This is a genomic window from Paraburkholderia tuberum STM678, assembly GCF_902833905.1.
Taxonomy (GTDB): domain Bacteria; phylum Pseudomonadota; class Gammaproteobacteria; order Burkholderiales; family Burkholderiaceae; genus Paraburkholderia; species Paraburkholderia tuberum.
The window spans coordinates 1-24,371 of sequence record NZ_CADFGP010000082.1 but is presented as its reverse complement, the minus strand read 5'-3'; the positions used below and the strand labels follow the sequence as shown (position 1 = coordinate 24,371).

Here is a 24,371-nt window from a genome sequence, read left to right as displayed (position 1 = left end):
GCATGTCGTCGATCATGCGCTGGCGCCGCGGGCTGATAGGCTGGAGGGTCTGACTCATGGCTCTGCTCCCGTTGAATGACGAGGCGGATTGCCTCGCCGATCAACATGAAAACAGAGTCGGTTTCCCTTCCGTTACCACTACCCAAAGCCGTAGCCCATTACCGCGCGAGCGGTTTAGTCCACACATCGCAACCGGTCATTGACCTGTGCGACACAAACGCCGGTATCGGCCATCGCCTACCTGTCCACATACCGTTTCACTGTGGACTGGGGAGCACACGCTCCCTGTGGAGCAGTTTCAGGTCAATTTTCCGAGCGCCTCAGACGGGCCGGACACGACGGGTGGCTCAAGAAGGCGCCAAATGCCGTTTGGCGGCGATAAGCGTTTGTATCAAACAAGTTTAACTAGTCGAGATATGGTTTTCTAGCGTTAGGGCGAGCGCGAGTCGCTTGCGCTAACCGATCCCGATCCCGATCCCGATCGATTAGATTGGATAACTCACGAGCGGACGCTTCAACTTGACCTGCTCGCGCAACGGTTGGCGGAAGAAATCTCCCTCTGGCACCGGCGTCTTCGGGCCAATCGCCACTTCGTCATCTTAAATCGTTGCACCAATTTATCTATTCAGTTGACTAAGGCCAAATTCAAATTCCCGTCTCAGTACGCCGGACACATCAATGAACATTTGTTCGGCCGTCATCTCGTTCTGCTCGATCTGAAGCGACATGAAGACGCCGTCCAGCAATTGAAGTAACATTCGCCCCATTCTTTGGGCAAGGCGCTTCGCACCGTCGGACTCATAGCCCTCTAAAAGGGGGGCCACAGATCGCTCGACATAATCCCTCCATTCGCGCCGGATCTTGACCGCAGCGTCCCGTATTTCATGGCGACTGGCTTGATGTTCGGTTGCGACGATCATCATAAGCCGCAAAAATTCCGGTGCCTGAACGAAGCCAGAGGCGAATACCATCAGCTTTTCATAGGGGTCGGTCTTCTGATCCGAAAAAGGCTTAAATTTCCGCCTCCATTCCTCTGCGGTAATGGTAAGGACTTCTGCAAAGAGCCTCTCTTTGGATTCAAACGCCCAATAGATTGACCCCGAAAGCACGTTCGCTTTTTTTGCGATCTTTGATATCGATGCCGCCGTGTATCCTTGCTCGGCAAACACCTCGCGTGCGGCCGCCAAGATCCGGTCGCGAGCGAGGTGCGGATCGACGTTTTTTTTTATTTTTTCGTTTGCATTAGGCATAAATCTTCTTTCTGAGTTTGTTTCAGCCCTCCATGATAACTGGGTTTTCCAGTCTGATCGGGGTGAATGGCGACGCGGTGCAAATCGCGCAGGGGCGCCTCGGCGGGTGCATCGAGGGTGCTGCGATCCAGCGGGAGCGCTGCATGCATGAGCGACGCCTCCTGGCGCGAACGGAACCAGGCTGGGCCGACGGCGCACGCGGGGACCGCATCGAAACCCAGTCTACTCGAACATGCGAGACGATGTGTCTGCCAGCCCGCCGTTGCCGTCGAAATCGCCTGGCAAGGCAGCTACGCGAGCGCGGGCCGATCCTGCCGGCGCAAACCGGACGACGCTCGCGGCGTAACCGCGCAACCGGCGTGGCTCGTCAGTGTTCGTCAGGCGCCACCAGCCCCGAGCGCTGCTGCCGGCCCCACGAGTGCCCGCCGCGCAGGAAGTGCAGCCAGCCGAGCAGCGCGCCGGTATGGCGAATCAGCTGGAACGTGAAGGGCTCGGCAAGCGCCGCCGCCATGGCCATCCACAGACTCGAGCTGGGGCGCTCGCCGGTCCAGCGGCGGTACAGGTGGATACACCAGAGATAGAACGCCAGGTCGACGGCGGTTTTCAGGCCGATCACGCTGAAAATCGACACCACGATCGCGCGGTGCCCGCCGAACAGAAAGCCGAGCAGCAGCGCGAACGCGGTCAAGCCGTAGATCGGCTGCATCGTATCGATCGCCTTGACCGGCAGCATCAGCATCCCGAGCGTGCCGTAGCGCGGATTGCCGGTCATGTCGCGATTCCAGTACTGAGTCTGCAGAAAGCCGGCGAACCAGCGGCGCCGCTGCCGCAGAAAGCTGCCGAGCGTGCCGGGCGCGTCCGTGCGCGCATGCGCGTCGCCGACCACGCGCACCGCCCAGCCGAGCCCGTGATCCACCGAATGGCGGCGCAGCCGGTGAATCAACTCGTAGTCCTCCACCAGACACTGTGGGTCGAAGCCGCCTACCGCCAGCAGCGCATCGCGCCTGAACGCGGCGAACGCGCCCGACACCAGCAGCAGGCTGTCGGCGCGCATCCACGCAAAGCGCGCGATGAAGTTGCGCATGTACTCGTAGGTCTGGAACCACTGAAACAGGCGGCCCGACAGCGACTTGCCGCAGACCGGCACGAGAATGCCGGCCGCCGCGACGAGCTTCGGCTCGCTCGCGAACGCGGCGCGCATCGCGTAGGTGGCGTCGTCATCGAGCAGCGTGTCGGCGTCGACGGTCATCACGGTGTCTGTCGTCATCACGGTGATCGCTGCGTTCAGCGCGCGCGCCTTGCCGCTATGCGGCACGCGCAGCCAGTACAGATTGGGATAGAGCGAACTGGGCGCGCTCAGTTTGCCGTCCGCGGCCGGGGTCAGGCCGAAGCGCTCCGTGAGCAGCGCGCGCGTGTTGTCGGTGGAGCCGTCGTCGGCGATCACGATCTGCATCAGGCCGTGCACCTGCCGCAGCAACGCGGCAAGCGTCACGGGCAGCACGGCGGCTTCGTCATGCGCGGCGACGATCACGCCCATGGCCGGCAAGCTGCGCGTCTCCGAGGCCGGATCGAGCGGCGCCGCGGGGCGCAGGAGCGGCAACGTCTTCAGTGTGACGAAGGCCAGCAACAAGGTGTCGTAGGCCACATACGCGAGGCCGGTGGACCACGCCACCACGCCATGCAAAAAGAACGCCCGGGCGAACAGCAGTAGCCATACCACGACGACACTCAGGTGAATCAGCGTGCTCGGCAGCGGGGCGGGGCGCGGCAGAATGCGCGGCGATATGAGCGCGAGTGCCCGTTCCAGTGATCTCTTCAAAATGGCTGCTGAATCTGTCGATACCGCGTTGATAAAAGGCCTGCGTCAAAAGGAACAGCGACGCCCGTCACGGCACCATGCGTTTGAGCACCGACTTGCGATCGATCCATTGATGCTTGAGCGCACCGCCCACATGCATCAGAAGCATGGCGTAGAGCGCATAGCCGAGCCACGCATGCGGGGCGCCGAAGCGATCGTGCAAGCTTTCCTTCAGCGCCGGATCGAGACGCGTCACGTAGCCGATGCGCGGCCACGGGAACAGGTTGAACAGGCGCATCGGATGAGTCGCCGCGTCTTTCCAGGCCGAATCGTGCAACCAGCCCGACAGCGGCAAGCCGATCATGAGCAGATACAGCACGAAATGCGCGACGTGCGCGGCCGCCGTTCCCAAGCCGGAAAGTCGGCCGGCAACGGCGGCGGCCGGTGCGACACGCGCCACAAGATGCGCAACAGCACGAGGCAGAGCACGGTGATGCCGATCGATTTGTGAGTATCGATCACCGGACGCACCCAGTCGTCAGGCAGCGAATCCGCGCTGAGCCCCAACACGACATTGCCGATCACCAGCACCGCGATGATCCAGTGCAGCAGCATCGCCGTGTGGGTGTAGCGCCACGAAGCCTGCGCAGTGCTCGACTGCGCAAGCGGGACAGGGGCCGGAGTGGTCATCGATGATTCCGTCCGGACATGAAGGCGATCCTGCACAACCTGTTTAAAACGGCGTCGTCGAAATAGTGCCTGCATCTATAAATTGACCCCGATAGAACGTTCGCTTTTTGCCATTATTGATATAGAGGCCGCCGTGTATCCTTGCTCGGCAAACACCTCACACGCGTCCGCCAAGATGCGGTCGCGAGCGAGGTGCGGATCGACGGTTTTTTCGTTGTTCCCTCTGCATTAGGCATCAATCTTCTTTCTGAGCTTGTTTCAGTCCTCCACGATAACTGGATTTTCCAGTCTGCCTATGCCTTCAATTTCTACCGACATGGGCTTGCCTGAGCGTCGGATATCCCAATGAGCCAGCATGAGATACTTGCCACCGATCCGCGGCTGCATCGCAGTGCCGCAATGCAGCACATCGCCTGGTTCAAGCGTCATGTATTTGGACGCGTGGGCGATAATCCTTTGTACCGAGAATGTCAAATTAGCCGTTGAATCTTCGAAGACAAGATCATCGCCGTCGAAGGAGTTGATCGTCAGCCGATTGGGGTCCTGAATTTCATCGCGCGTGACGATCCAAGGCCCCATCGGACCAAAGGTATCGGCACCTTTGGACAATGTGTGATACGTCAGATAGATCGAGCGCTCGTGCTCCTCGTCTCGTACGTGACGCCAGGTCAAAAGTTCCCGGTAGCCGCCACGGACCACCCCGGGAAGAACAATCTCCAGGCTGTCTTGTTCTTTCAGCCCGGGTGAGGTCACGTCATTCACGATGGTGTAGCCAAAGACGTGGTCGAGTGCCTGCGACTCCGCAATCATCTTGCCGCCGCGCCCAATCACTACCCCAAGCTCTGGCTCGGGGTGAGTCAGACCGAACTCTTCTCGCACGATTACGGGTCGTCCGCAACCTATCAGCGAGCTGGCAGGCTTGAGAAAGAAGGCGGGATTTGCAAACGGCCGAAATGCCAACTCTTGTCCCATCCGATTATTGATGGCGACGCCGATGATCTTACCAGGTCGAGAAAGCGGAGGGCACCACGAGACCTGGTTCAATGGAATTGGCTGGACTCCCAACAATGCCGCCGTGATCGTCTCCTGTCTCAAGCGATGATCGGCCATCGCTGCAATGAGCGCCTCAAGGGATTCCGGTGCTTGCGCACCCAATGCATCCTTGAGATCCACGACACCTGCGTCACACACGACGCCATAAGTCCGCCGCTGAGCGGTCTCAAAACTACAGAACTTCATCTCGGAACCTCCACGTTGCTTGACCAGTAGAAGTTGCCATGATACCGTGCCTTGGTTGATCGATCAAGCAAGAGACAAATTTTTGTTCTCGGGCCGCCCGGCAAAAGGGATTAGATGGCGGCGCGAGCTGCCCTGGAGTGAGTAAATGGATTTCATGATGGTGTGCGCGTCGCACTCTCCCCTCTTGGACTTCCCTGCAAAGCAGAGTCGTTCGGTGCACAACGTTCTCGAGGCACTCGAGGCTCAGCGCGCGCGCATCGCTTCGTTCGCACCTGATCTGGTGATCCTCTTTGGCGTCGATCACTATGGGGGGCAGCAAATGAATTGCATGCCGTCGTTCTGTGTCGCGGTGCAAGCGACGGCGCTTGCTGATGTGGGGGGGACGCCGGGCCATCTCAACGTCCCCAGGGACCTGGCGGTGCAGGCGGTAAAGTCGATACGAGGGCAGGGTGTCGATACGACCGTTTCATACGCCATGGAGGTCGACCACGGCTTCTCGCAGGCACTGCAGTACCTGACCGGCGGGCTAGCCGTCTATCCTGTCCTGCCGATCTTCGTGAACTGCATCCAACCGCCATTCAGCCCCTATTCGCGCGCCCGAGCCTTGGGGGAGGCGGTCGGCAACTTTGCGCGCTCGCTGCCTCAGGCTCGCGTGCTCTTTATCGGCACCGGCGGGCTGGCCCACGACCCGATCCGGCTGTTTCCTCCGATCGACTCGGTGAAGGACCGATGGAAGCCCTATATCCTGCATGGCAAGGCACAAACGCAGGTGACGCAACAAGCCTGGATCGACTACGAGATCAAAGCCCACCGAACCATTGCCAAAGTCCTCGCTAGCGTCCTCATGCCAGCAAAACTGGCCGGGCTCAACGACGGCTGGGACAAGGCATTCATGGAGGCGTACTGCTCCGGTCGATTGGACCAGTTCGACGACTGGGATCCCGAGCAGGTGATGGCCAAGGCAGGAATTGGAGCAGTGGAAACGCAATCCTGGGTCGCCGCCGCAGCCGCCATGCATGTCGCAACAGGTGCTGTACCTCGCAAGGTATTTCAGGCGGTATCCAAAGAAATTGGCATTGGGTTTGGCATTGCGCAAGCCGGTCCAGCAAATGGGCGCAGTGCCTGCGCCCCCCAGCTTTGAACTGCTTCGGATCGGAGCCAGAGATCGCAGACAGTTTTTGATGGATAGGAATGCGAAGATAAGTCTCCGCACCGATTTGAAAAGAGTGCGCGGATCTCATCGCGGCTGCGGGCGTGCTTCGGCAAGCACCCATCGGACAAGCGGGATACACGCATGCAGACCGCTTCGGCATTCCGAAAAAGAAGCCTGCAAAAGGCATCGGGTCCATACATGCACGGTCAGCGCGATTTTCCCAAACCACGTGCTACCCCTGCTGCGTAGGTGTAAACGACAGTGTTGTCATGATGACGACACTGTCACCATGTGAACCGCATAAACGATCATTGCGTCGTGCGATGGGTGACGCGCATGCCGCATGCAACACAAATGCCGGCCGACGGGAGACAGCCATGAACCGATACCTGAATGTGTTGCCCCGCGCCCGCGCGACTTCGGGGATCGGATTTCACGGCAACGTCCAATTGCGCAGACATGACTGCGTGCTCACCATCGAAATTGAATATTGGAACGGTCGCCCGGCTTGTGTGGGTCATATCCCCTATCGGTGCGGGCAGGCTTGCGCCGAACGAAGGCCCGACAACCTATCGTGCGCGGCATCGCCCACCGCTGCTGGAGAAAATCATGGCGAACACGATGCGGCTAACCAGATATGCAACCTTGCCCGGGCTGCTGTTGCCGCTCAGTTCATGCGACCGATTGCAAGACCGGTTCATTGAGTCCCGCTCGGTGCGAGCGAGAACGCCATGCGCAACATCGAGGTCAGCCACGTACCCCTAAAGGCGGTTTGCGGAGCATTCATCCCAGCGGCTTCCAGAGCTTTCATCACGCACTGGCCTGTAGAAACGCTGGTCCAGAGCACTTGGTTGCCCAGCTAACGCGCCCGCCACGCTTCTTACAACCACGAGAAACACATGTTTTCCGGAGCCGATGGATGGCTCCGGTGGGCCACCGGTTGCCGTAGTTCTACAACAAAGAGGAGGAGACACAGATGTTGCATCGTTCCATTTATCTTGGCTTGGCGGCGGTAAGCAGCCTTACCGCTATGGTTGCGCATGCAGGGGAAGATTTCGACGTGAGGTACAACATTGCCGGCAGCATTGGTGGTGAAATGTTCACGCCCCCCGATACCACAGGGCTTGCCGTCGGTGTTGCCGCGACCTACATGGACATTCAGAAAGTGACCGGCAACGACGGTAATACGCTCACAGCCTCCATTCCGGGCGGAACCGTGCCCCTGCCCGCGCCGAAGCCTGCGGCGCTGTATCCCTCCTATGGCCCCAGCACTGCCCAGGTCGACTCCACAGGCACGTTCAAACTCTTCGACCTCGCCTTGGGCTATATCACTAGCGGCACCTACGGCGGCGGTCACCTGGTTTTCAGTGGCCTCCTGCCGTACGGCACCCAGACAAAGACGACTCAAGTCAACGCTTCAACGCCCGCTCTGCAGTGGAATCCGGCGGTTCCGGCCGCAACGCAAAGCGCTGTGGCGACCCAGTTCGGCGCATCATATCAAGGCAACCTTGCTAGCCAGGGAGCAAGTGCATCCGGCGACGTGTCGGGGATCGGCGACCTTGAATTGCAGGCTGGCTGGCTCTATACCGCCGAGCAGCTTCGTGTTGTGGCAGGCGCTTCACTTGTGCTGCCGACGGGCCAGTATAACGCGTCCAACCCGTCCGCCCCAGACATCGGCTTCGGCAATTTCTACACGGTGCGGCCGGCTGTCGAGGTGGCGTACCTACCGACCCCGAAGACTGCGCTCGCAGTAAAGCTGAGCATGGGTTTCAACACCAGGAATCGGGACGACAACGTGCGCAGCGGCAATTGGGTGGGTCTGGAAGGGGCGGCAGCATACAAGACTTTCATCGGAGTATTCGGGCTACATACCGTCTTCGTTCAGCAGGTTCAGGACGATTCCAACAACCCTTGGGGTTCGAGTCGGTATCAAACGCTGAATGCCGGTGGGTTCTTTACCACCAAAGTGCCGGTCCTGAATGCTGCGCTGACGTTTCAGTACATGGCGACGGTCAGGTCACGTAATGCAAGGGCAGGCAGCTTCAGTCAAATACGGCTGATCAAGGTCTTTTGACAGCGAGTAGCGATAGGGATCTCAAACGGGACTAACGTGACTTGCCCGTGCGGCTGTCTGCGCGCCCGTATCGGCGAGGACTCAGCGAGAAGCCCGGCTACCCGCCAGCGTGCTCGCGGTCAAACGAGATGTCCATCGGTCTTTGTCTGCAAGGTACAAACGACATTTGTGTCATGATGGCAATATCGTCATTTTTATATAGGGGCACGATGCTGCGCTCGCTCGATACGCTCGACCCGGCCGTGAATGTCAACACGAACCTGATCCCGCGCGCAGACGCCGCGCCGTTCGTAAATTCCGACAACAGCTTTCGAATATATTTCCAGTAGCACCGAGGACGTCATGAATCTGCATCGAAGACAACTATTGATAGGCGCCGGCATTGCGGTTGCCGGCGCAATGATAGGTGCCCGTGCTTTGGGCAAAGCTAAGCGTCCGCGCGCTCACTTTGGTGCGCGCCGCGCCCGGCAGCCGAACATCTTGCTGGTTGTCACCGACCAGGAGAGACACGGTTCATTGCTTCCCCAAGGCCTCCATCTACCTCATCGAGATCGGCTGTATGAACGCGCGATGAGATTCTCGGGCATGAACGGAGTAACCGGCCTTTGCTCGATGGCGCGCGGGAACATTTACACTGGACTTCACTATCAATACAACGGTGTCTACGAGAACGTGCCTGTTCCATTTGCGCACGACCTCTATAAGTCGGTTCCCACGCTGGGCACCATGTTGCAGGATGCCGGTTACGAAACCGCCTATTTCGGGAAGTGGCATCTGAGCCACCTACCGTCCCAGCCGGTCGGAACCGATCGGATGCGGGCCCTATTGGCCAGCTATGGTTTCGCCATCAGCGACCAGGATCGAGAATTCGACGGCGCCCTCGCCGGGTTCGATGCCGATCGCGGCATCGCGGAGAAGGCCGCGCAGTTCATCGGCAGCCGACGAAACGCCCGCCAACCGTGGTTTGCGGCCGTCAACTTCGTCAACCCGCACGACATCATGTATTTCCTGGCGACGCAGCGCCAGTTCGAGACCTATGTCCAGTTGCCGATCGGCGGCGTGTCGCTCAAGCCCGCGCCCGACGATCCGCTCTTTCGGCAGAACCTCGGCTTCGACCTGCCAGCCAATTTCGGCAAGGATGCCGACAGTGGGCGGGTGTCTGCGCACAAGCTCTTCGAGTTGGACTATGACATGGGGCTCGGACGCATTCCGCTCGATGATCGCGACGCCTGGCGGAACTACCAGAATTACTACTTCAATTGCCTGCGAGACGTGGATCGCAACATCGGCATCGTTTATGACGCGCTGGATGCCTCCGGAGGGTGGAACGACACAGTGGTCGTCTTTGTGAGCGATCACGGAGAGCTAAGTGGGGCGCACGCGCTGCGAGGCAAAGGCAACGTCATCTATCGCGAGAACTGCTGCCTGCCGTTTGCAGTCTGGCATCCCGATATGCCCGCTGGCGGGGACACCGCTGCCCTTGCCAGTCACATCGACATCGCGCCAACCCTCCTTTCATTCGCCGGGATCAATGAGGTCGAGCGACGTGCGGCGTATCCGCAGCTGCAGGGAGTGGACTTGTCGGAGGCAATCCATGCCAGCGACCGCGGAACGACGGGCAGTGGCCGCAAAGGCGTTCTGTATCAGTGGGACAGCCGCATCTACGGCGTGCCCCCCCAGGCGATCCAGGAGGTGACCTCGGCGCACGGCGCCCTGTCGAGGACACTTTTCATGACCAAGGGTCTGCTGCTGGAAAGCATGAAAACGAGGAGCGGAATGCGGGGTGTGTTCGACGGGCGGTACAAGTTTGCCCGCTACTTTCGGCCTACTGAACACAATACGCCGCGTTCGTTTGCCGAGCTCGTGCGATTCAACGATCTGGAGCTGTACGACACCTTGGCCGACCCGCTGGAGCAGACCAATCTGGCCGCCCGGCCGGGAAACGAGGCGCTGCTTTGGAAAATGGCCATGTTGTGCAACGAATTGATTGCCCTGGAGATCGGCGAGGATCGTGCGCAAATGCTGCCTGGTCCCCAGCTGCTGTGGAACGTAGGTTGACACCCACAACCGAGTGCCCCGTCAGGGTGATTAATGTCACAAAGAGCCGGTCGGAACCGGCGAAACGGATAAGCGGAGTTCCTAGTGGAAACAATTGCGCAGATGAGCGCTCGACCCGATGGGTGCGTTGATCCGTTGCGGGGGACAGTCGGAGCGCTGCCGTCGGTCGTCGACGTGCTGGTCGTCGGCTTTGGGCCAGTAGGCGCCGCGCTAGCCAATTTGCTCGCGAGTCATGGCGTGCAGGTCCTGGTCATCGACAAGGCAACCGACATCTTCATGGCGCCGCGGGCCATCGCGCTGGACAACGAGGCACTGCGTATCTTGCAACTGGCGGGCGTGGCCGAAGGCGATTTCGAGACGCTGGCCATACCCTATGTGCGGATGCGCTCGCCGGCGCTGGGCGAGTTCGGCAAGGCCAACACGCTGGGTAGCCTGGACGGTCACCCGAAGCTCGTGACGTTCTATCAGCCGGACCTCGAGCGGTGCCTGCGCAGCCGGCTGGCGGGGTGTGGCCACGTGCAGACCGCCCTCGGGGTTTCGCTCAGCGGATTCCAGGCAGGGCAAGAGTTTGTCGTCGCGTCGCTGGACCTGGGTCAGGGGCGTACGCATTCGGTCCAGGCCGGCTACCTGGTCGGCGCAGATGGTGCCAGCTCGCTCGTGCGCCAACTGATCGGGCAGGAGTTCAAAGGCAAGACCTTCGTCGAGGACTGGCTGATCGTCGATGCCCGCAACGTCCCACGCCCGATCGACCATGTCGAGTTCAATTGCGATCACCGGCGGCCGACTCCGCATATGCCCGCACCCGGCGGGCGTGAGCGCTGGGAATTCATGCTGCGGCCCGGGGAGACGCGCGAGGACATGGAGTCCGAGGCGCGCATTCGCGAGCTGCTCGCTCCGTGGGGCAGCGTTGACGACATGGTCATCGAGCGCAAGGCTGTTTACCGCTTTCACGCCAGGACGGTGAACGCGTTCAGCCAAGGACGCGTTTTCCTGGCGGGCGATGCCGCGCACATCACGCCGCCATTCGTCGGGCAGGGACTGGTCGCCGGGCTGCGCGATGCCGCCAATCTGTCCTGGAAGCTCGCCTGGGTCATTCGCGGGCGCGCCGCTGCGCAGATTCTGGAGACCTACGATCAGGAACGGCGTCCCCATGTGAAGGCGATGATCAACTTCGCGAAGTTGATGGGGAAATTGGTGATGCCGCGCAATGGCGGTCTCGCGCTGTTCACACACGGCTTGATGCGTATGGTGCGGCTCGTGCCACAGCTGCGCGCGCATTTCGAAGAACTGGGCCTCAAGCCGAAGAACGCCTATTCGCGCGGGCTCTTCGTCAAGGGCCGGACACGGACCAGGCTGGTGCGCGGCGCCGTCATTGCTCAGGGCTGGGTGCGCGGTTGCGACGGCACAACCTGCCTGAGCGACAACGTACTCGGCAAGGGCCTCACGCTGATCGGGTTCGGCAGCGACGCGGGCGCTGCGCTCGATAACGAGACGGCCACCGCGTTTGCCGCTGCCGGCGGCACTGTCGTTCAGATCGCGCATCGCGGGCAGCGGCTGCATCTTGCGCCAGGCGGCAGCTGGGAGGACCTGGACGGCGTCTTCCTTCCTCGCGTCGTATCGGTCGGCTGGGCCGCCGTGATCCGCCCTGACCGGACGATCCTCCACGACGGACCGGCGACCGAAGCGAGCCGGCTGGTGCGCGAGAGCCTGGCCTTGCTTGGCGCGCCGATCAGCGCCCCCGTCGGCGCGCCTGCGCCCTCTGTCGCACTTACCGTACCCTCCGCCTGAGGCTTCCCCCATGAACCTGACCACTGTACAACCGGCTCGCCATCCGCGCCCGACGACGAAAGCGTCGGCGCTGGCGTACCTGATTTTTGATCGCCCCGACCTCGCAAAAGCCGAGCAGTTTTTGAACGACTTCGGGCTTCGTACCGTGTCGCGCGACAGCGAGCGGCTGTTCCTGCGGGGCACCGGAGCCGCGCCTTTCTGCTACGTGGCTCGCAAGGCGGCGAAGGCCCGTTTCGTCGGCTTCGGCTTGCGCGTGAACAGCAGGGCCGATCTTGAGGCGCTTTCGCGCGTGCCCGGTGCATCGGACGTGGAGTCGTCGAAGTGGCCAGGCGGCGGCTACCGTGTGGGCCTGGTCGACCCGTCGGGTTTCCGCGTCGACGCAATATTCGGCCAGGCGCCGGCGTCAGCGCTACCTCATCGGCCGCCGCTGCCGTTGAACTCCGTGGACGCCGCAGTGCGCATCAACGGGACGCAGCGCCCGCCGGTGGGGGCGCCGGACGTCATCCGCCTCGGGCACGTCGTGCTCGAACTGGCCGACTTTCAGCAGACCTGCGCGTGGTACACGCAGCACTTCGGGTTCATCCCAAGCGACGTGCAGGTGCTTCCTGACGGCTCGCCCGCGGTCACCTTCATGCGGCTCGATCTCGGCACCACGCCCGCGGACCACCACTCGCTCGCGTTGGCCCAAGGCTTCGCACCGCTCTACAGCCATAGCGCATACGAGGTGGTGGACGCCGATGCGGTCGGGATGGGACAACGCGTGCTGCGCGAGCAAGGCTGGACGCACGCCTGGGGTATCGGGCGACACATCCTCGGCAGCCAGGTGTTCGACTATTGGCAGGACCCGTGGGGCGACAAGCACGAGCACTACTGCGACGGCGACCTGTTCACCGAAGACGCACCGTTGGGGGTGCATGCCGTCAGCCGCGAAGCGATGTCACAGTGGGGGCCGACCATGCCGCGCAGCTTCACCAAACCCAGGTTCACGCCGGCCAGTGTGGCAGCGCTCATCCGCAACCTCCGGCACAGTCCCGACGTGACGGTGGAGAAGCTGAAAACGCTCGCCAAGCTGTTCGCCTGACGCGAGCCATTTGCAAAGCCATTCGAGGCGTATTTATGTCACTGAACGTTCTGCATTACAAGCATCAAGGCCGCGCCCAGTGGGGCGTCGTCCGCAAGGGCATCGTCACGCCGATTCCGGGCGAGTTCGAGACGACGGCCGACTTCATCCGCATGAACCATATCGAGACGCTGTCCGCGTTGACCGGGCCGGCGATTCCCGAGTCCGAAGTGGAGTGGCTCTCGCCCGTCACGCGTAATCAGCAGTTCGTCTGTCAAGGCGCGAACTACCGCCAGCACATGATCGAATCGGGCATGGACCCGGATGCGAAGACGTTCAACATGATCTTCACGAAGGCGACGAGCTGTGTCGTCCCGGCCGACTCGCCCGTCGTGCGGCCCCAGGAGGTGCGCTTTCTCGACTACGAGATCGAACTGGGTCTGGTGATGAAGCGCGACATCACGTCCCGTCAGTCGATCACCGATGCGAATCTGCACGAGTACATCGCAGGCGCGGTGATCGTGAACGACTACTCGGCCCGCGACATCCAGATCCCGCAGATGCAGTTCTATAAAGGCAAGAGCTACCGCACTTTCGGCCCGGTCGGCCCTTACCTGTGTCTGCTCGAGTCGCGCGACATCCCGACGCTGCGACGACTCGATCTGACGCTGACCGTCAACGGCGCCGTACGCCAGAATGACTCGACGGCCAACCTCGTCTATGGTCCCGCGGAGACGCTGACCGAGCTGTCGGGTGTGCATGACCTGTATGTCGGCGACCTGCTCTCGACGGGCACGCCGTCCGGCTGTGCGCTCAGCGTTCCGTCCCCGGGCAAACAGAAGATTGCCGCACTGCTGCCTGAAGCAGTCAAGTGGAGGATGTTCATGAATGTGCAAGCGGGCAGGAGTCAGTATCTGAAGGCCGGCGACCTCGTCGAAGCGCGTATCGCCAGCCCCGACGGGCTGATCGATCTCGGCGTGCAGCGCAATCGCATCGTCGGAGAGGCAGCATGAAAGGGATCGCAAGCCAGGCGGACGTCCTTGCGATCGAAGCGCAAGGAGTGCCGGCGGATCTGCCCGCGAGCACCTACGAGATGATCTGCCGCGGTGCGGCCGTCGATCCGTCAGCGCCCGCGCTCTCGTTCTTTCTGCGTGCCGACGATCACCGGAAGGCGGAGTGCTGGACCTACCGGGAGCTCCTCCGTGACATCACTCGAACCGCGAATCTGTTTGCGCGCCTGGGCGTGCGCAGCGACTCCGTGGTGGCCTATGTGCTGCCGAATCTGCCGGAAACCCATTTTGTCATCTGGGGCGGGGAGGCGGCCGGCATCGTCTGCGCCATCAATCCCCTGCTGGAGGGCACTGCCATTGCCGACCTGCTCAATGCATCGGGGGCCAAGGTGCTCGTGACGCTGGCCCCGTTCCCGGGGACCGACCTTTGGCCTAAAGTGCAGGCCGTCCTTGACCGGGTGAACTCCCTGCAGCATCTGGTGCTCGTCGATCTCGCAGACCGCGTGCGAGGCCCGAAGCGGCTCGCGGCCCGGTTCCTGCAACGCCGTGAGTGTTCGAGGCTGCATGGCGGCGGCGGTGTTCGCAGCGCCGTTCCTTCGCACGTCGCGATCCATGATTTCGGCAGTGCGATCGCCCGGGAGTCCGGGGCCGCACTGGACAGCCGGCGCCGCTTCAGCGCCCACGAGTCGTCCTCCTATTTTTGTACCGGCGGCACCACCGGGTTGCCGAAGATCGCCATGCGCCGCCACCGCAATGAGGTCGCCAACGCCTGGAGCGTCGGCCAATTGTTCGGCGACAGCATCGGCCCGGGCAAGACGGTGTTCTGCGGGCTGCCGCTCTTTCATGTCAATGCCGTTCTGGCGACGGGGCTCGTGCCGTTCTCGCGGGGCGCACACGTGGTGCTCGGTACACCGCAGGGTTATCGCGGCGAAGGCGTCGTCAAGCGTTTCTGGGAAATCGTCGAACACCACCGCATCAACTTTTTCAGCGGTGTCCCTACGCTCTACGCGTCGTTGCTCGACGTTCCCGTGGGCGGTCGCGATATCGGTTCGCTCGAATACGGCCTGTGCGGCGCGGCGCCGATGCCGGTCGAGGTGTTCCGTGTCTTCCAGGCGCGCACGGGCATCAGGATTCTCGAGGGCTACGGGCTCACCGAGGGGGTTTGCGTGAGCAGCGTCAATCCGCCGCTCGGAGAGCGCCGGCTGGGGTCGATCGGGCTGCGTATTCCAGGGCAGGCGATGAAGGCCGTCATCGTCGACGACACCGGCCGATATGTCCGCGACTGCGTCGCGAACGAAGCCGGGATTCTCGTGATCTCCGGCCCGAACGTCTTTGCCGGTTATGCGCAGCCCGAGCAGAACAGGGGGCTCTGGCTGGATCTGGGCGATGGCAAGCGCTGGCTCAATACGGGAGACCTGGGGTGCTGCGATGCCGACGGCTATTTCCGGCTCACCGGCCGCAAGAAGGACTTGATCATTCGGGGCGGCCACAACATCGATCCCGCGACGATCGAGGAACCGCTTCACCGCCACCCCGCAGTCCAGATCGCCGCGGCGATCGGGCGGCCCGACGCGCACGCCGGAGAGTTGCCGGTGGCTTACGTCCAGCTCAAGCCCGGCGCAAGCGCCACCGAGCAGGAACTGGCGGAGTTCGTGCGCCGCGAGATCAGCGAGCGGGCCGCACTGCCCAAGCAGATCCGGATCGTGGATGCGATGCCGCTCACTGCCGTCGGCAAGATATTCAAGCCGGAGCTGAAGCGGCGCGAAACGGCCGACGCGCTACGCTCGGCGCTCGTCGAAGCCGGCATTGCGGGCGCCCGCGTGAGCGTCGACGAGAACAAGTCGAGCGGCATCTCCCTGCATATCGAACTTCCGGAAGCTGCGCTTGAAGCGAGGGCCAGTGCGGTAGTGGGGCGGTTCCCGTTTCCCTTCTCGATCGCGGCAGCCGCAGAGGCGGTGCGGGTGGGCAACAGGAAGACGGCAGGCGCGGACAATGAGGGCGGCCGATAGTCGGGTCGACAGGAAGCCATACAGGTTTGTGGTGATATGAACGAAGACCTTTTGGAGGCATTTCTAGCCATGACTTCTGCGGGAAAGAAAGCATTGGAGCCGCCCCTAGGGTGGAGAAGCCTGCGCGCACCTCGGTTGAGCCCACTGCGCCGGGACCAACTCCCGTTGATTCCGCGCGTGATGTTGAGGATCTTGGGAAAACGCGCACGCGTCAATGCACCCAATCTCTTCTTGACGTTGATGCGGCACCGGCGGCTCATCCGTCCCTGGCGGAAGTTCGCCTCGACGCTGATGCCTTACGGGACGCTGAGCCGCATTGACTGTGAACTGGCCATCTTGCGCGTTGCGTGGAACTGCCGAAGCAAATACGAGTGGTTTCAGCATGTCAGCATCGGGCTGGGCGCCGGCTTGAGCCCGACCGACATCGCGAGGGTCGCCGAAGGCCCTGATTCGCCCGCATGGAGCGCACACCACGCGGCCGTGCTCAGAGCGGCGGATGAAATCCATCATGACCGGGTCATTGCCGATGCAACGTGGAGGCAACTTGCCGAGCAGTACGACGACAAGAAGCTGATTGAACTCTGCATGTTGATCGGCCACTACGAGATGTTGGCGTCTGTGCTCAATTCACTGGGGATCCAGGTGGAAGAATCGCTTGACAAGCGCGTCCTCGCCGCCGGTATTGGCGGCCCCGTGAACGATGACCGAGCCCAAAGCGCGCGATCGGCGCGAGCCCAATGAACGCGGGGCGGCAGCGCTGACACCCCGTCAGTGGCTTCAGGCTGTCACGCCGCGCCTCCTGACGGTGTTCTCCTCCGCAGTGGCCGGTTGGTTGAGCACCTCTGACATCAGGCCCGTTGGGAAACTCGCGAGCGTCGGGAGCGCTCGTGTCGCTAGCCGATCGGCAGTTTTGCCCGGCAGGCCGAGCGCGCGAAGTGCTGCCGCTGCACTTTGTTCGGCGAAATCCGGATCGCAGCCCGGCTGCAACATTGAATGCGTTGCGCCGAGGACGGCGCCGGCGACAACGTTGAGCGCCAGCGCAAGCGGCATTGGCCTGAAGCGGTTTGTTCGTATGCCGTTGGCCAGATCCCGTCGCGCGAAATCGAGCAGAAGCCCCGGTCCTTGCGCATCGGGCCAGCTCACGCGCACGAGGAAGCTGGCAACGACCGGGTAGTGCAGAGCGAGTCGCGACACCAGACGAATGCCGCAGGCGATTCGTTCAGCCGGGTCTTCGGATTGCAGGACGACCGGCTCGGCGAAAGCAATCAGCTCGTTTGCGACCGTCCCGGCCAGTTCCCGGATCAGCGCTTCCGGAGAGGCAAAGTATTTGTAGAACGTTCCCCGGGAGACTTCCGCGGCAGAGATCACATCATCGATCGACGTCGATGCGGGGCCTTTCTCCGCCACGAGACGAAGTGCGCTCTTCAGCAAGCGCGCCCGCATGCGCTCTCGGCGCTCTGCTGCGACGCGTGGGCGATGGTCAAGGGTTTTCATTCACACGATTGTACGCTGTCCGTACTCGATCAAACGACGATCCTGTCATGATGACTACAAGATCACTCGGACACGCGCGAAAACCACGCCAACCCCGCCACGATGGCACGGGCCGCATGACGTGCCGTTGACGTCATTCATACGTCGGGCTCGGACCAGCGCGAGGCGTGTTTTTTTCAACCGCCAGGCGCCCAACCGGAGGCGACGGCACTGGAGTAGCAGCGTTCCGGATGCATTGTCGAACAGGTATGAGTGTCGGTATTGTCATTATGACATATATGTTATTATGTGCGCGCGCACTGTTCGCCATGTCGGTCGAACAGTGCGCTGCGGAGGAAGCAGGCCTGCTCCCATCCTGTGAGCTCCTTGTCTTCCCACCTGCAACGGTTAGTTCAGCCGCCATCGAGCGACGCCATCGAGCGCGCGTTTGCATTGAAGGCTAATTGACTCTCAGAAGGATTTCCTATGGCAGGCTCATGCAAGACCATTGCGATCTATGGCGGCGGAATCGGCGGTGCATTGCTCGCGCGGCGCCTGAGCAAAGACTGCAATGTCACGCTGATCGATCCGCTCGACTACTTCGAAGTACCGATGTCGGTGCCGCGAAGCCTCGTCGATCCTGAATTTGCCGAACCCGCGATGATCCCGTTCGCCGTCGCGTTGCCAAACGTCACGCGCGTCCGGGCGCGGCTTGTCGAATGGACCGCGAACGGGGGCAGGATTGCCGACGCGGACGGCCTGAGGAGCCTGGTGCGCGCCGATGTTTCCGTGCTTGCGACGGGCAGTCGTTTCTCCAGTTCGCTGATGCGATCGGAGGGCGAGACGATGGACGAGCGCAAAGCGTTCTATCGTCGCTTTCATGCGAGGTTGCTGGCCGCGGACAGGATCCTTATCGTCGGCGGCGGCCCCATCGGAATCGAAGTGGCGGGCGAGATCAGCGAAGCCTTCCCGCAAAAGCGCGTCACGGTCATCGAGGCAGGTGCACGAATCCTTGGCGGAACGTCTTTGCGACTGTCCGAGCATGCCCGAGGAGTTCTCGCGGCGCGCGGGGTGACGATCGTGACTGATGAGCGCCTTGCCGATGGCGCTGCGCCGTTACACGAGACTCTCGCACCCGCCGGGGAGGCGCTGACGAACCGTGGACGGTCGATCCGGTATGACCTCCTGATCTCGTGCATCGGCGGCCGGCCCAACACCGACTTCATGCGCTCTCAGTTCGGGCATCTGCTCGATTCAATGGGGCGCATCCGCGTCGACGGCCACCTGCGCGTGGCTGACGAGGATCGCGTCTTCGCACTGGGCGACATCACCGATCTGGCGGAGAACAAGATGGCTTGGCATATCCACGGGCAAGTCATCGTCGCCGAATCTAATATCCGTGCGGTACTGTCGGGCGGAGCCGGACCGCTGAAGGTCTATCGTCCGAAGACCAACGTCCCGACCATGGTGGTGACTCTCGGTAGTCGCGAGGGCGTCGCGCATCTGCCGGTGCTTGGCTTGGTGACAACGCCGTGGGTCAACAGGATGGCGAAATCGGCGCACATGCTTGTTCCGAAATTTCGCAAGGCGCTCGGGCTTGTCCAGGGCTAAGGACGGCCGGCGGGCCACCGTCGCTACCAGCGGTCTGCGGCGGGAAGTGCGCGGAGCTGATTCCGGGACTGGTAACACTTGACGCCGCATCGTTGCGAAGTCCGCCGGGCATGGCGGCAAGGCAGGCTTGCGCCGCCTGTACGCAGGTCCGCCGTCCGGATGCCGTGGCCAGCAACACTTCGTCAGCAGCCGGCGCAGCAACCTCTGACGCGCTCGGCCGCTTTCGGGGAATCCACGTAGTGACATAGTCGTCACCGTGACGATAATGACACTATGCAGCGCGTGGCATGCTAATCCGCCAGCAAGGCGCCAATGTCATGAGTTAGAAATTCGCATTCAAAGCTCTCGCCATGCTCACCCGCACACACCGAAACCCCGCATACACATACTGATAATGCGGCTGAAACCAGTTGCGAAATTCCGGCCGCAGCATGCACAGCGCGGTACGCGCCGAGCCGCCCTTCAGCACGTAGTGCTGCCCATCGAAGAAGTTGGCCGAATAGCCGGGATAGAACGGAAACGCTTCGAAGCCCGGCAGCGCTTCGAAAAGCGTCGAGGTCCATTCCCAGCCGTTGCCGAACTGACCTTCCGCGCCGAACGTGCTGACGTTGTCCGGATGCGCGTCGACGGGCCGTGGATCCCAACTGCGGAAATCGAAGTTCCCCGATGCCGCTTGCGGCGCACCGTGCGCCGCGCGTTGCCATTGCGCCTCGGTCGGCAGGGTTTTGCCGGCCCAGCGCGCGTAGGCGCTCGCTTCGGCGTGGCTCACGTAGACGGGCCAGTCGAGCGGCAAGGGCACGTCGTCGAACATCGTGCGCAGCGTCCATGCGGGGCGACCGTCTTGCGCCGTGCGTTGCGACCAGCCAGCGGGATGCTCGATGCGCTCCGCTTCCTTCCATGCCCAGTCCTTCGGCGACCACCACTTCGGCTCGCGATAACCGCCGTCTTCGATGAACTCGAGGAACGCACCGTTCGTGACCATGTATCGATCGATCTCGAACGCGGGCACGTCCACGCTCATTTCGCCGAACTCATTATCCCAGCCGAAGCGGCCGGCCTCGCGCGGCATGCCGAGCACGGCCGTGCCGGCCGGCACGCTAACCATCGACGACAACGCGTCGCGCTGCTCATCGCTCGTCACCACCGGCTCGCGCAACGCGGTGTTCTTCTGCGCGAGAGGCAACTGATGGAGCATGTACGCGAGCGTTTCCGCATGCATCAACCGATGCTCGATCGCGACGTTCAGCAGCTGCACGGCCGCCTCGTCGTGCGCCGGGCTGCCGAGTTCGTGGAGCGCGGTGTCGATCTGCCGGCGCGCGCGCGTCGCGTACTCGCGCACGGCGGCGAGCGACGGCCAATCGCCGGGTTGATCGGTGGGAAAGCCGCCGTCTACCGGATCGATGCCGAAGGCGAACAACTGGTCGAGTTCCGGCGCGAAAGCCGGCAGATCGAACAGACGCTGGTCGAGCAGATTGCGATCGAACGCTTCGAGATGGCCGATGTAGAACACGACGCGGTGACGCTCGCGGATCGGCCGTTCATAGAGGTAGTCGGGTTTGACGATCGCAAACAGGTCGTCGGTGACTTGACGCGCGTCGAGCAGGCGCTGCACGAGCGGATGATGCGGGACAGGGTCGCGATTCATTGGGGCCGGGTCTCCATGCAACACGGTTGCCGTGGGGGGACGGTCTGAAAACTCTACCCGCTCGCAGGCGGCGTGCCAAGACTAACAGCGCGACCGTCCAGGCCACTCTGGCCGCTAGATCTGCCGCAAGCCTTGGAGATCGACGATGTGAATGTGCTTGCCCCGCGTGTCGATCAGGCCGCGTTTTTGAAATCTTGACAGGGTACGGCTGACCGTTTCGAGCGTCATGCCGAGGTAGCTGCCCATGTCCTCGCGCGTCATTCGCAGATTGAATTCCGACCACGAGTAGCCGCGCTGCGCATTGCGCTGTGACATGTCCAGCAGGAAGGCGGCGACGCGTTCGTCGGCGGACAGCGAGCCGAGCACCATCATCTGCGCGGCTTCGCTGACGATCTGCGCGCCCAGTAGCTTGTGCATGCGCTCCTGGATCGAACTGATTTCGCGACACAGCAGCTTCAGCGCGCTATAGGGAACGATGCACACCGTGCTGTCTTCCAGCGCGACGGCGCTGCACGCATGGAGGTCCGCGCTGATGCCGTCGAGCCCGAGCGGCTCGCCGGCCAGACGCAGCCCGGTGACCTGCTCGCGGCCGTCGCGGTGGACCATCACGGTCTTCATCGAGCCGGAGCGCACCGCGTAGATATTGTCGAAGCGGTCGCCGCTGCGATACAGCGCTTCGCCGCGCGGCACCGAGCGCGCCGAACAGATCAGCGTTTCGAGCTTCGGCAGTTCCTCCGCCGACAGCCCCTGCGGCATGCAGATCTCACGCATCGAACAGCTGGAGCAGCGCGCGGCGGTACGTGCGGCTGCGCGTGCCGCCACGGCCTCGCGGTTGCCGGCGGAGCGGGTCGAGGAACGGGTCACAGCAGTAGGATTCAGCATGTTCGATTATTGGTAGTGGTGAAATTGTCCCACCCGCTATGACCCGCAACTGGCGGCAAAGTGACGCGTTCGCTGCTCGGTAGTCCGAGCAACGGCGGTGCTCTGACGAAGGTGAGAAGGTGAGTCGCCGCGGCCTATATCGACGTCGCCCGTCGACGCGTAGCGTGGCTCGATTCCGGCAAGGCAGGGCGTGGCGTGCCGCCCTGCGCCTGATGAAAGAGTCAGGCGGGTTCCTTGTCGGTGCCCGCGGCGGACGGTACCAGCAGAACCGGAAGAGTGGCCTGGCGCACGCAGCGTTCAGCGACGCTGCCGAGAATCAGCCGCTGAAAGCCACGCCGGCCGTGCGTGCCCATCACGAGCAGGTCGGCGTTGAATTCGGCGGCGGCCTGCAGCACGATCTCGGCGACATCGCCGAGCGACGAAGCCTCGGAGACCGCCGGGTCGCCCTTCACACCTTGCTCGGCCATCACTTTCGAAAACTCGGCACGCAGCTCCTGGCCTTCCTCGATCAGGCGGTTGCGCAGGATCGACGGGTCGTAGCCGGGCGCCTCGAAGTACATCGGGGTGTTTTCGACGACATAAAATGGCCGCAACACCGCGCCATTCGATTTGGCGAGATCGAGCGCCGCTTCGAACGCACGGCGCGAGGTATTGCTGCCGTCGACCGCTACAAGGATGCGTGTGTACATATCGGCTCCGCGTCAAAAATGCGTCTGCCACATTGCTAACCGCGGCAAGTTTATTGATCTTTTATACCAATGAAGCTTAGATGATTGCCCGAAAAGATGCACCGGACCAGGATGTAAATCAAACATTTGCCAAATATTCCGGCGCGGCGCGGACAAAATGGCGGACCCGGCGGCGTGCGCGAAGCAGCCTGGCATGCTTACAACCCGTAAAACTTTGCTGAAGCCGAAACAGGGTTGGCCTTACAATCAAGCCATATTCAGACAAGCTGGCCAGACCGCTGATGAACGATCGAAAAACCAAGGGCTTACCCGACCAGATCTACGGCGACATTCTCAACCGCATCCTCGAAGGCGAGTACAAGGAAGGCGAGCGATTGCCGACCGAGCACGCGCTGGCGGAACGTTTCGCCACGTCCCGGCCGACCGTGCGCGAAGCGCTCGCGCGATTGCGGGCCGACGGCATCATCTCGACGCGGCACGGCTCTGGCACGACCGTCGCGCGGCGCCCCGATCCGGACGTACGCCGCTTCGCGCCGCTCGAAACGCTGTCCGATATCCGCCGCTGCTATGAGTTTCGCATCGTGACCGAGGCGGGCGCGGCCGCGCAGGCAGCGCTGAAGGCCGACGCCGACGACATCGCCGCGATCCAGCACGCGTGGGACGAGCTCGAGCGCATCATCGAGGCGCAGGGGATCGGCGCGAAGGATGACTTCCTGTTTCATCAGGCGGTCGCGCGCGCGTCGAAGAATCCGTTTTTCATCACGGTGATGTCGTTCATCGAGGAGCAGATCCTGTTCAGCATGAACCTGTCGCGCAATCTGTCGCTCGTCAAGACGGTGGAGCGGCAGCGGCTGGTGCAGGCCGAGCACATGGCGGTGCTCGACGCAATCCGCCGCAAGGACGCGGCGGGCGCGGGGGCCGCAATGCGCGCGCATCTCGAGAACGCGCTGGAACGGATGTTCGGTTCCTGAGTCCGCGCGCGGGTGAAGGCGTCGCGACTTTTGTCAGGCCGCGCTTCGGCGCGGCTCAAGCAGCGACGGCGACCGGCCCGAACAGCGAGGTCAGCGTTTTCGCGCTCACCGCGACGTCGAGCGCGACGGCCCGCTCGATGCCAATCTGCAGCGGCGGCCCGAGCCGGCTGATGTCGAGGCCGGCACGGCGCAGCATGCGCTCAATCGGCGTGGTGGTCACCGTGACGTAATGCGTGATGCCCATGCGCTGCGCGAAGCGCATCACTTCCTGAATTGCGCGGATTGTCATATCCGTGAAACCAAACGACTGTTCCTCACCGCCGGTTTCGATCGCCCAGCGGCTCAGTTCCCAGATATGTCGCCCGACCGGCGCGGCCGCGCCATGCAGTAGCTGCGGGAAGGTGTCTTTCAGCATGTTCGGACCTTCGGTCGGCATCAGGCGCCAACAGCCGCGCAGCCGTTCGTCTTCGCCCTGAATCAGCATGTAGTACGGCCCGAGCGCGTCGTAGCCGTCTATCTCCATTCCCGCGATGGTCGGAATTTCCCAGCCGAGCCGGCCGTGAAAGACCCGGGCGCGCAAGCGGTACATCTCGTTGATCAGTTCGTTGTCGAATTCCTGCCGGAGTCCAATTCGGATCGTGGTTTGCATGACGTTCTCCTGTACGCGTTGGGGGGCTGCCAGATACGCAGGAAAACTTATGCATTCTGAATCTTTGCGCCACCTACCTACCTGGATAGGTGTGGATGCTTATCGGGTATATCAGAATTCAGACACGTCTTCGCCCCCAACCTACAAGGGTCCAAAATGGAACTCCTCGACAATCACTGGCAACCGCAAACCCACCTCCAGGCCATAGCGTTATACATAAGTCCTTAGCCGAGCCCGTCGCGGAGCGCGCGTAGCGTGTCAGCGGCAGCGAGTACCTGATCGAGCCCTCGCCAGATGGTCTTGGCACCCGGTTCACCGTCGC

General features: G+C 62.2%; 20 protein-coding genes and 1 pseudogene. 11 read left to right on the top strand and 10 right to left on the bottom strand.

The window, feature by feature from the left end; translation table 11 throughout:
• Positions 1–617 precede the first annotated feature (617 nt).
• The 5 genes and pseudogenes from HWY30_RS37095 to HWY30_RS37075 form a co-directional block, all read right to left on the bottom strand.
• Positions 618–1,250, bottom strand: coding sequence for a TetR/AcrR family transcriptional regulator (locus HWY30_RS37095; RefSeq protein WP_090807358.1), 633 nt, complete (start codon positions 1,248–1,250; stop codon positions 618–620).
• Complete coding sequence (locus tag HWY30_RS37090) at positions 1,226–1,399, bottom strand: hypothetical protein (protein ID WP_167368681.1); 174 nt, start codon at positions 1,397–1,399, stop codon at positions 1,226–1,228. The genes HWY30_RS37095 and HWY30_RS37090 overlap by 25 nt, the downstream gene beginning before the upstream one ends.
• 218 nt (positions 1,400–1,617) lie before the next feature.
• The gene (locus HWY30_RS37085; protein WP_090807357.1) at positions 1,618–3,069 is read right to left on the bottom strand and encodes a glycosyltransferase family 2 protein; all 1,452 of its coding nucleotides are present in this window, start codon (positions 3,067–3,069) and stop codon (positions 1,618–1,620) included.
• Between the two features lie 67 nt (positions 3,070–3,136).
• Positions 3,137–3,738: pseudogene (locus HWY30_RS37080) on the bottom strand (cytochrome b).
• A gap of 258 nt (positions 3,739–3,996) precedes the next feature.
• Positions 3,997–4,911: a fumarylacetoacetate hydrolase family protein gene (locus HWY30_RS37075; RefSeq protein WP_167368723.1), complete on the bottom strand. Its 915-nt coding sequence runs from the start codon at positions 4,909–4,911 to the stop codon at positions 3,997–3,999.
• Between the two features lie 211 nt (positions 4,912–5,122).
• On the opposite strand from HWY30_RS37075, the gene HWY30_RS37070 reads away from it, so the two are divergent.
• The 9 genes from HWY30_RS37070 (at position 5,123) to HWY30_RS37030 (ending at position 16,870) form a co-directional block, all read left to right on the top strand.
• The gene (locus HWY30_RS37070) at positions 5,123–6,118 is read left to right on the top strand and encodes a DODA-type extradiol aromatic ring-opening family dioxygenase (protein WP_090807351.1); all 996 of its coding nucleotides are present in this window, start codon (positions 5,123–5,125) and stop codon (positions 6,116–6,118) included.
• Between the two features lie 389 nt (positions 6,119–6,507).
• Positions 6,508–6,834 carry a hypothetical protein gene (locus tag HWY30_RS37065; protein ID WP_143037216.1) on the top strand — a complete coding sequence of 109 codons (327 nt, stop codon included), beginning with the start codon at positions 6,508–6,510 and terminating at the stop codon, positions 6,832–6,834.
• 272 nt (positions 6,835–7,106) lie between these two features.
• Positions 7,107–8,204, top strand: a complete 1,098-nt coding sequence (locus HWY30_RS37060; protein WP_090807349.1) for a transporter — start codon at positions 7,107–7,109, stop codon at positions 8,202–8,204.
• A 342-nt stretch (positions 8,205–8,546) separates the two neighbouring features.
• Positions 8,547–10,262, top strand: a complete 1,716-nt coding sequence (locus HWY30_RS37055; protein WP_090807347.1) for a sulfatase family protein — start codon at positions 8,547–8,549, stop codon at positions 10,260–10,262.
• 102 nt (positions 10,263–10,364) lie between these two features.
• Positions 10,365–12,050 carry a bifunctional 3-(3-hydroxy-phenyl)propionate/3-hydroxycinnamic acid hydroxylase gene (locus tag HWY30_RS37050; RefSeq protein WP_090807345.1) on the top strand — a complete coding sequence of 562 codons (1,686 nt, stop codon included), beginning with the start codon at positions 10,365–10,367 and terminating at the stop codon, positions 12,048–12,050.
• A gap of 10 nt (positions 12,051–12,060) precedes the next feature.
• Entirely contained in the window at positions 12,061–13,131 is a 1,071-nt protein-coding gene (locus HWY30_RS37045) for a VOC family protein (protein ID WP_090807343.1), read from the top strand.
• Between the two features lie 35 nt (positions 13,132–13,166).
• Positions 13,167–14,123, top strand: coding sequence for a fumarylacetoacetate hydrolase family protein (locus HWY30_RS37040; RefSeq protein WP_090807340.1), 957 nt, complete (start codon positions 13,167–13,169; stop codon positions 14,121–14,123).
• Positions 14,120–16,129 (top strand): acyl-CoA synthetase, encoded by a 2,010-nt coding sequence (locus tag HWY30_RS37035; RefSeq protein ID WP_090807338.1) that lies wholly within the window; start codon positions 14,120–14,122, stop codon positions 16,127–16,129. The genes HWY30_RS37040 and HWY30_RS37035 overlap by 4 nt, the downstream gene beginning before the upstream one ends.
• A gap of 36 nt (positions 16,130–16,165) precedes the next feature.
• Positions 16,166–16,870: a carboxymuconolactone decarboxylase family protein gene (locus HWY30_RS37030; RefSeq protein ID WP_090807336.1), complete on the top strand. Its 705-nt coding sequence runs from the start codon at positions 16,166–16,168 to the stop codon at positions 16,868–16,870.
• Positions 16,871–16,906: 36 nt separating this feature from the next.
• On the opposite strand, the gene HWY30_RS37025 is transcribed toward HWY30_RS37030, so the two are convergent.
• The gene (locus tag HWY30_RS37025; RefSeq protein WP_090807334.1) at positions 16,907–17,623 is read right to left on the bottom strand and encodes a TetR/AcrR family transcriptional regulator; all 717 of its coding nucleotides are present in this window, start codon (positions 17,621–17,623) and stop codon (positions 16,907–16,909) included.
• Between the two features lie 465 nt (positions 17,624–18,088).
• On the opposite strand from HWY30_RS37025, the gene HWY30_RS37020 reads away from it, so the two are divergent.
• Positions 18,089–19,213, top strand: coding sequence for an NAD(P)/FAD-dependent oxidoreductase (locus HWY30_RS37020; protein WP_090807333.1), 1,125 nt, complete (start codon positions 18,089–18,091; stop codon positions 19,211–19,213).
• Between the two features lie 322 nt (positions 19,214–19,535).
• Here the strand turns inward: HWY30_RS37020 and HWY30_RS37015 are convergent, their stop codons facing one another.
• The 3 genes from HWY30_RS37015 to HWY30_RS37005 form a co-directional block, all read right to left on the bottom strand.
• Positions 19,536–20,858 carry an SUMF1/EgtB/PvdO family nonheme iron enzyme gene (locus HWY30_RS37015; protein ID WP_090807331.1) on the bottom strand — a complete coding sequence of 441 codons (1,323 nt, stop codon included), beginning with the start codon at positions 20,856–20,858 and terminating at the stop codon, positions 19,536–19,538.
• A 114-nt stretch (positions 20,859–20,972) separates the two neighbouring features.
• Entirely contained in the window at positions 20,973–21,740 is a 768-nt protein-coding gene (locus HWY30_RS37010) for a helix-turn-helix domain-containing protein (RefSeq protein WP_176079012.1), read from the bottom strand.
• A 221-nt stretch (positions 21,741–21,961) separates the two neighbouring features.
• Positions 21,962–22,429 (bottom strand): universal stress protein, encoded by a 468-nt coding sequence (locus tag HWY30_RS37005; protein WP_090807329.1) that lies wholly within the window; start codon positions 22,427–22,429, stop codon positions 21,962–21,964.
• A 281-nt stretch (positions 22,430–22,710) separates the two neighbouring features.
• On the opposite strand from HWY30_RS37005, the gene HWY30_RS37000 reads away from it, so the two are divergent.
• Entirely contained in the window at positions 22,711–23,400 is a 690-nt protein-coding gene (locus tag HWY30_RS37000) for a FadR/GntR family transcriptional regulator (RefSeq protein WP_090807327.1), read from the top strand.
• Positions 23,401–23,455: 55 nt separating this feature from the next.
• Here the strand turns inward: HWY30_RS37000 and HWY30_RS36995 are convergent, their stop codons facing one another.
• The gene (locus tag HWY30_RS36995) at positions 23,456–24,049 is read right to left on the bottom strand and encodes an acyl-homoserine-lactone synthase (protein ID WP_090807325.1); all 594 of its coding nucleotides are present in this window, start codon (positions 24,047–24,049) and stop codon (positions 23,456–23,458) included.
• Positions 24,050–24,371: the final 322 nt, after the last annotated feature.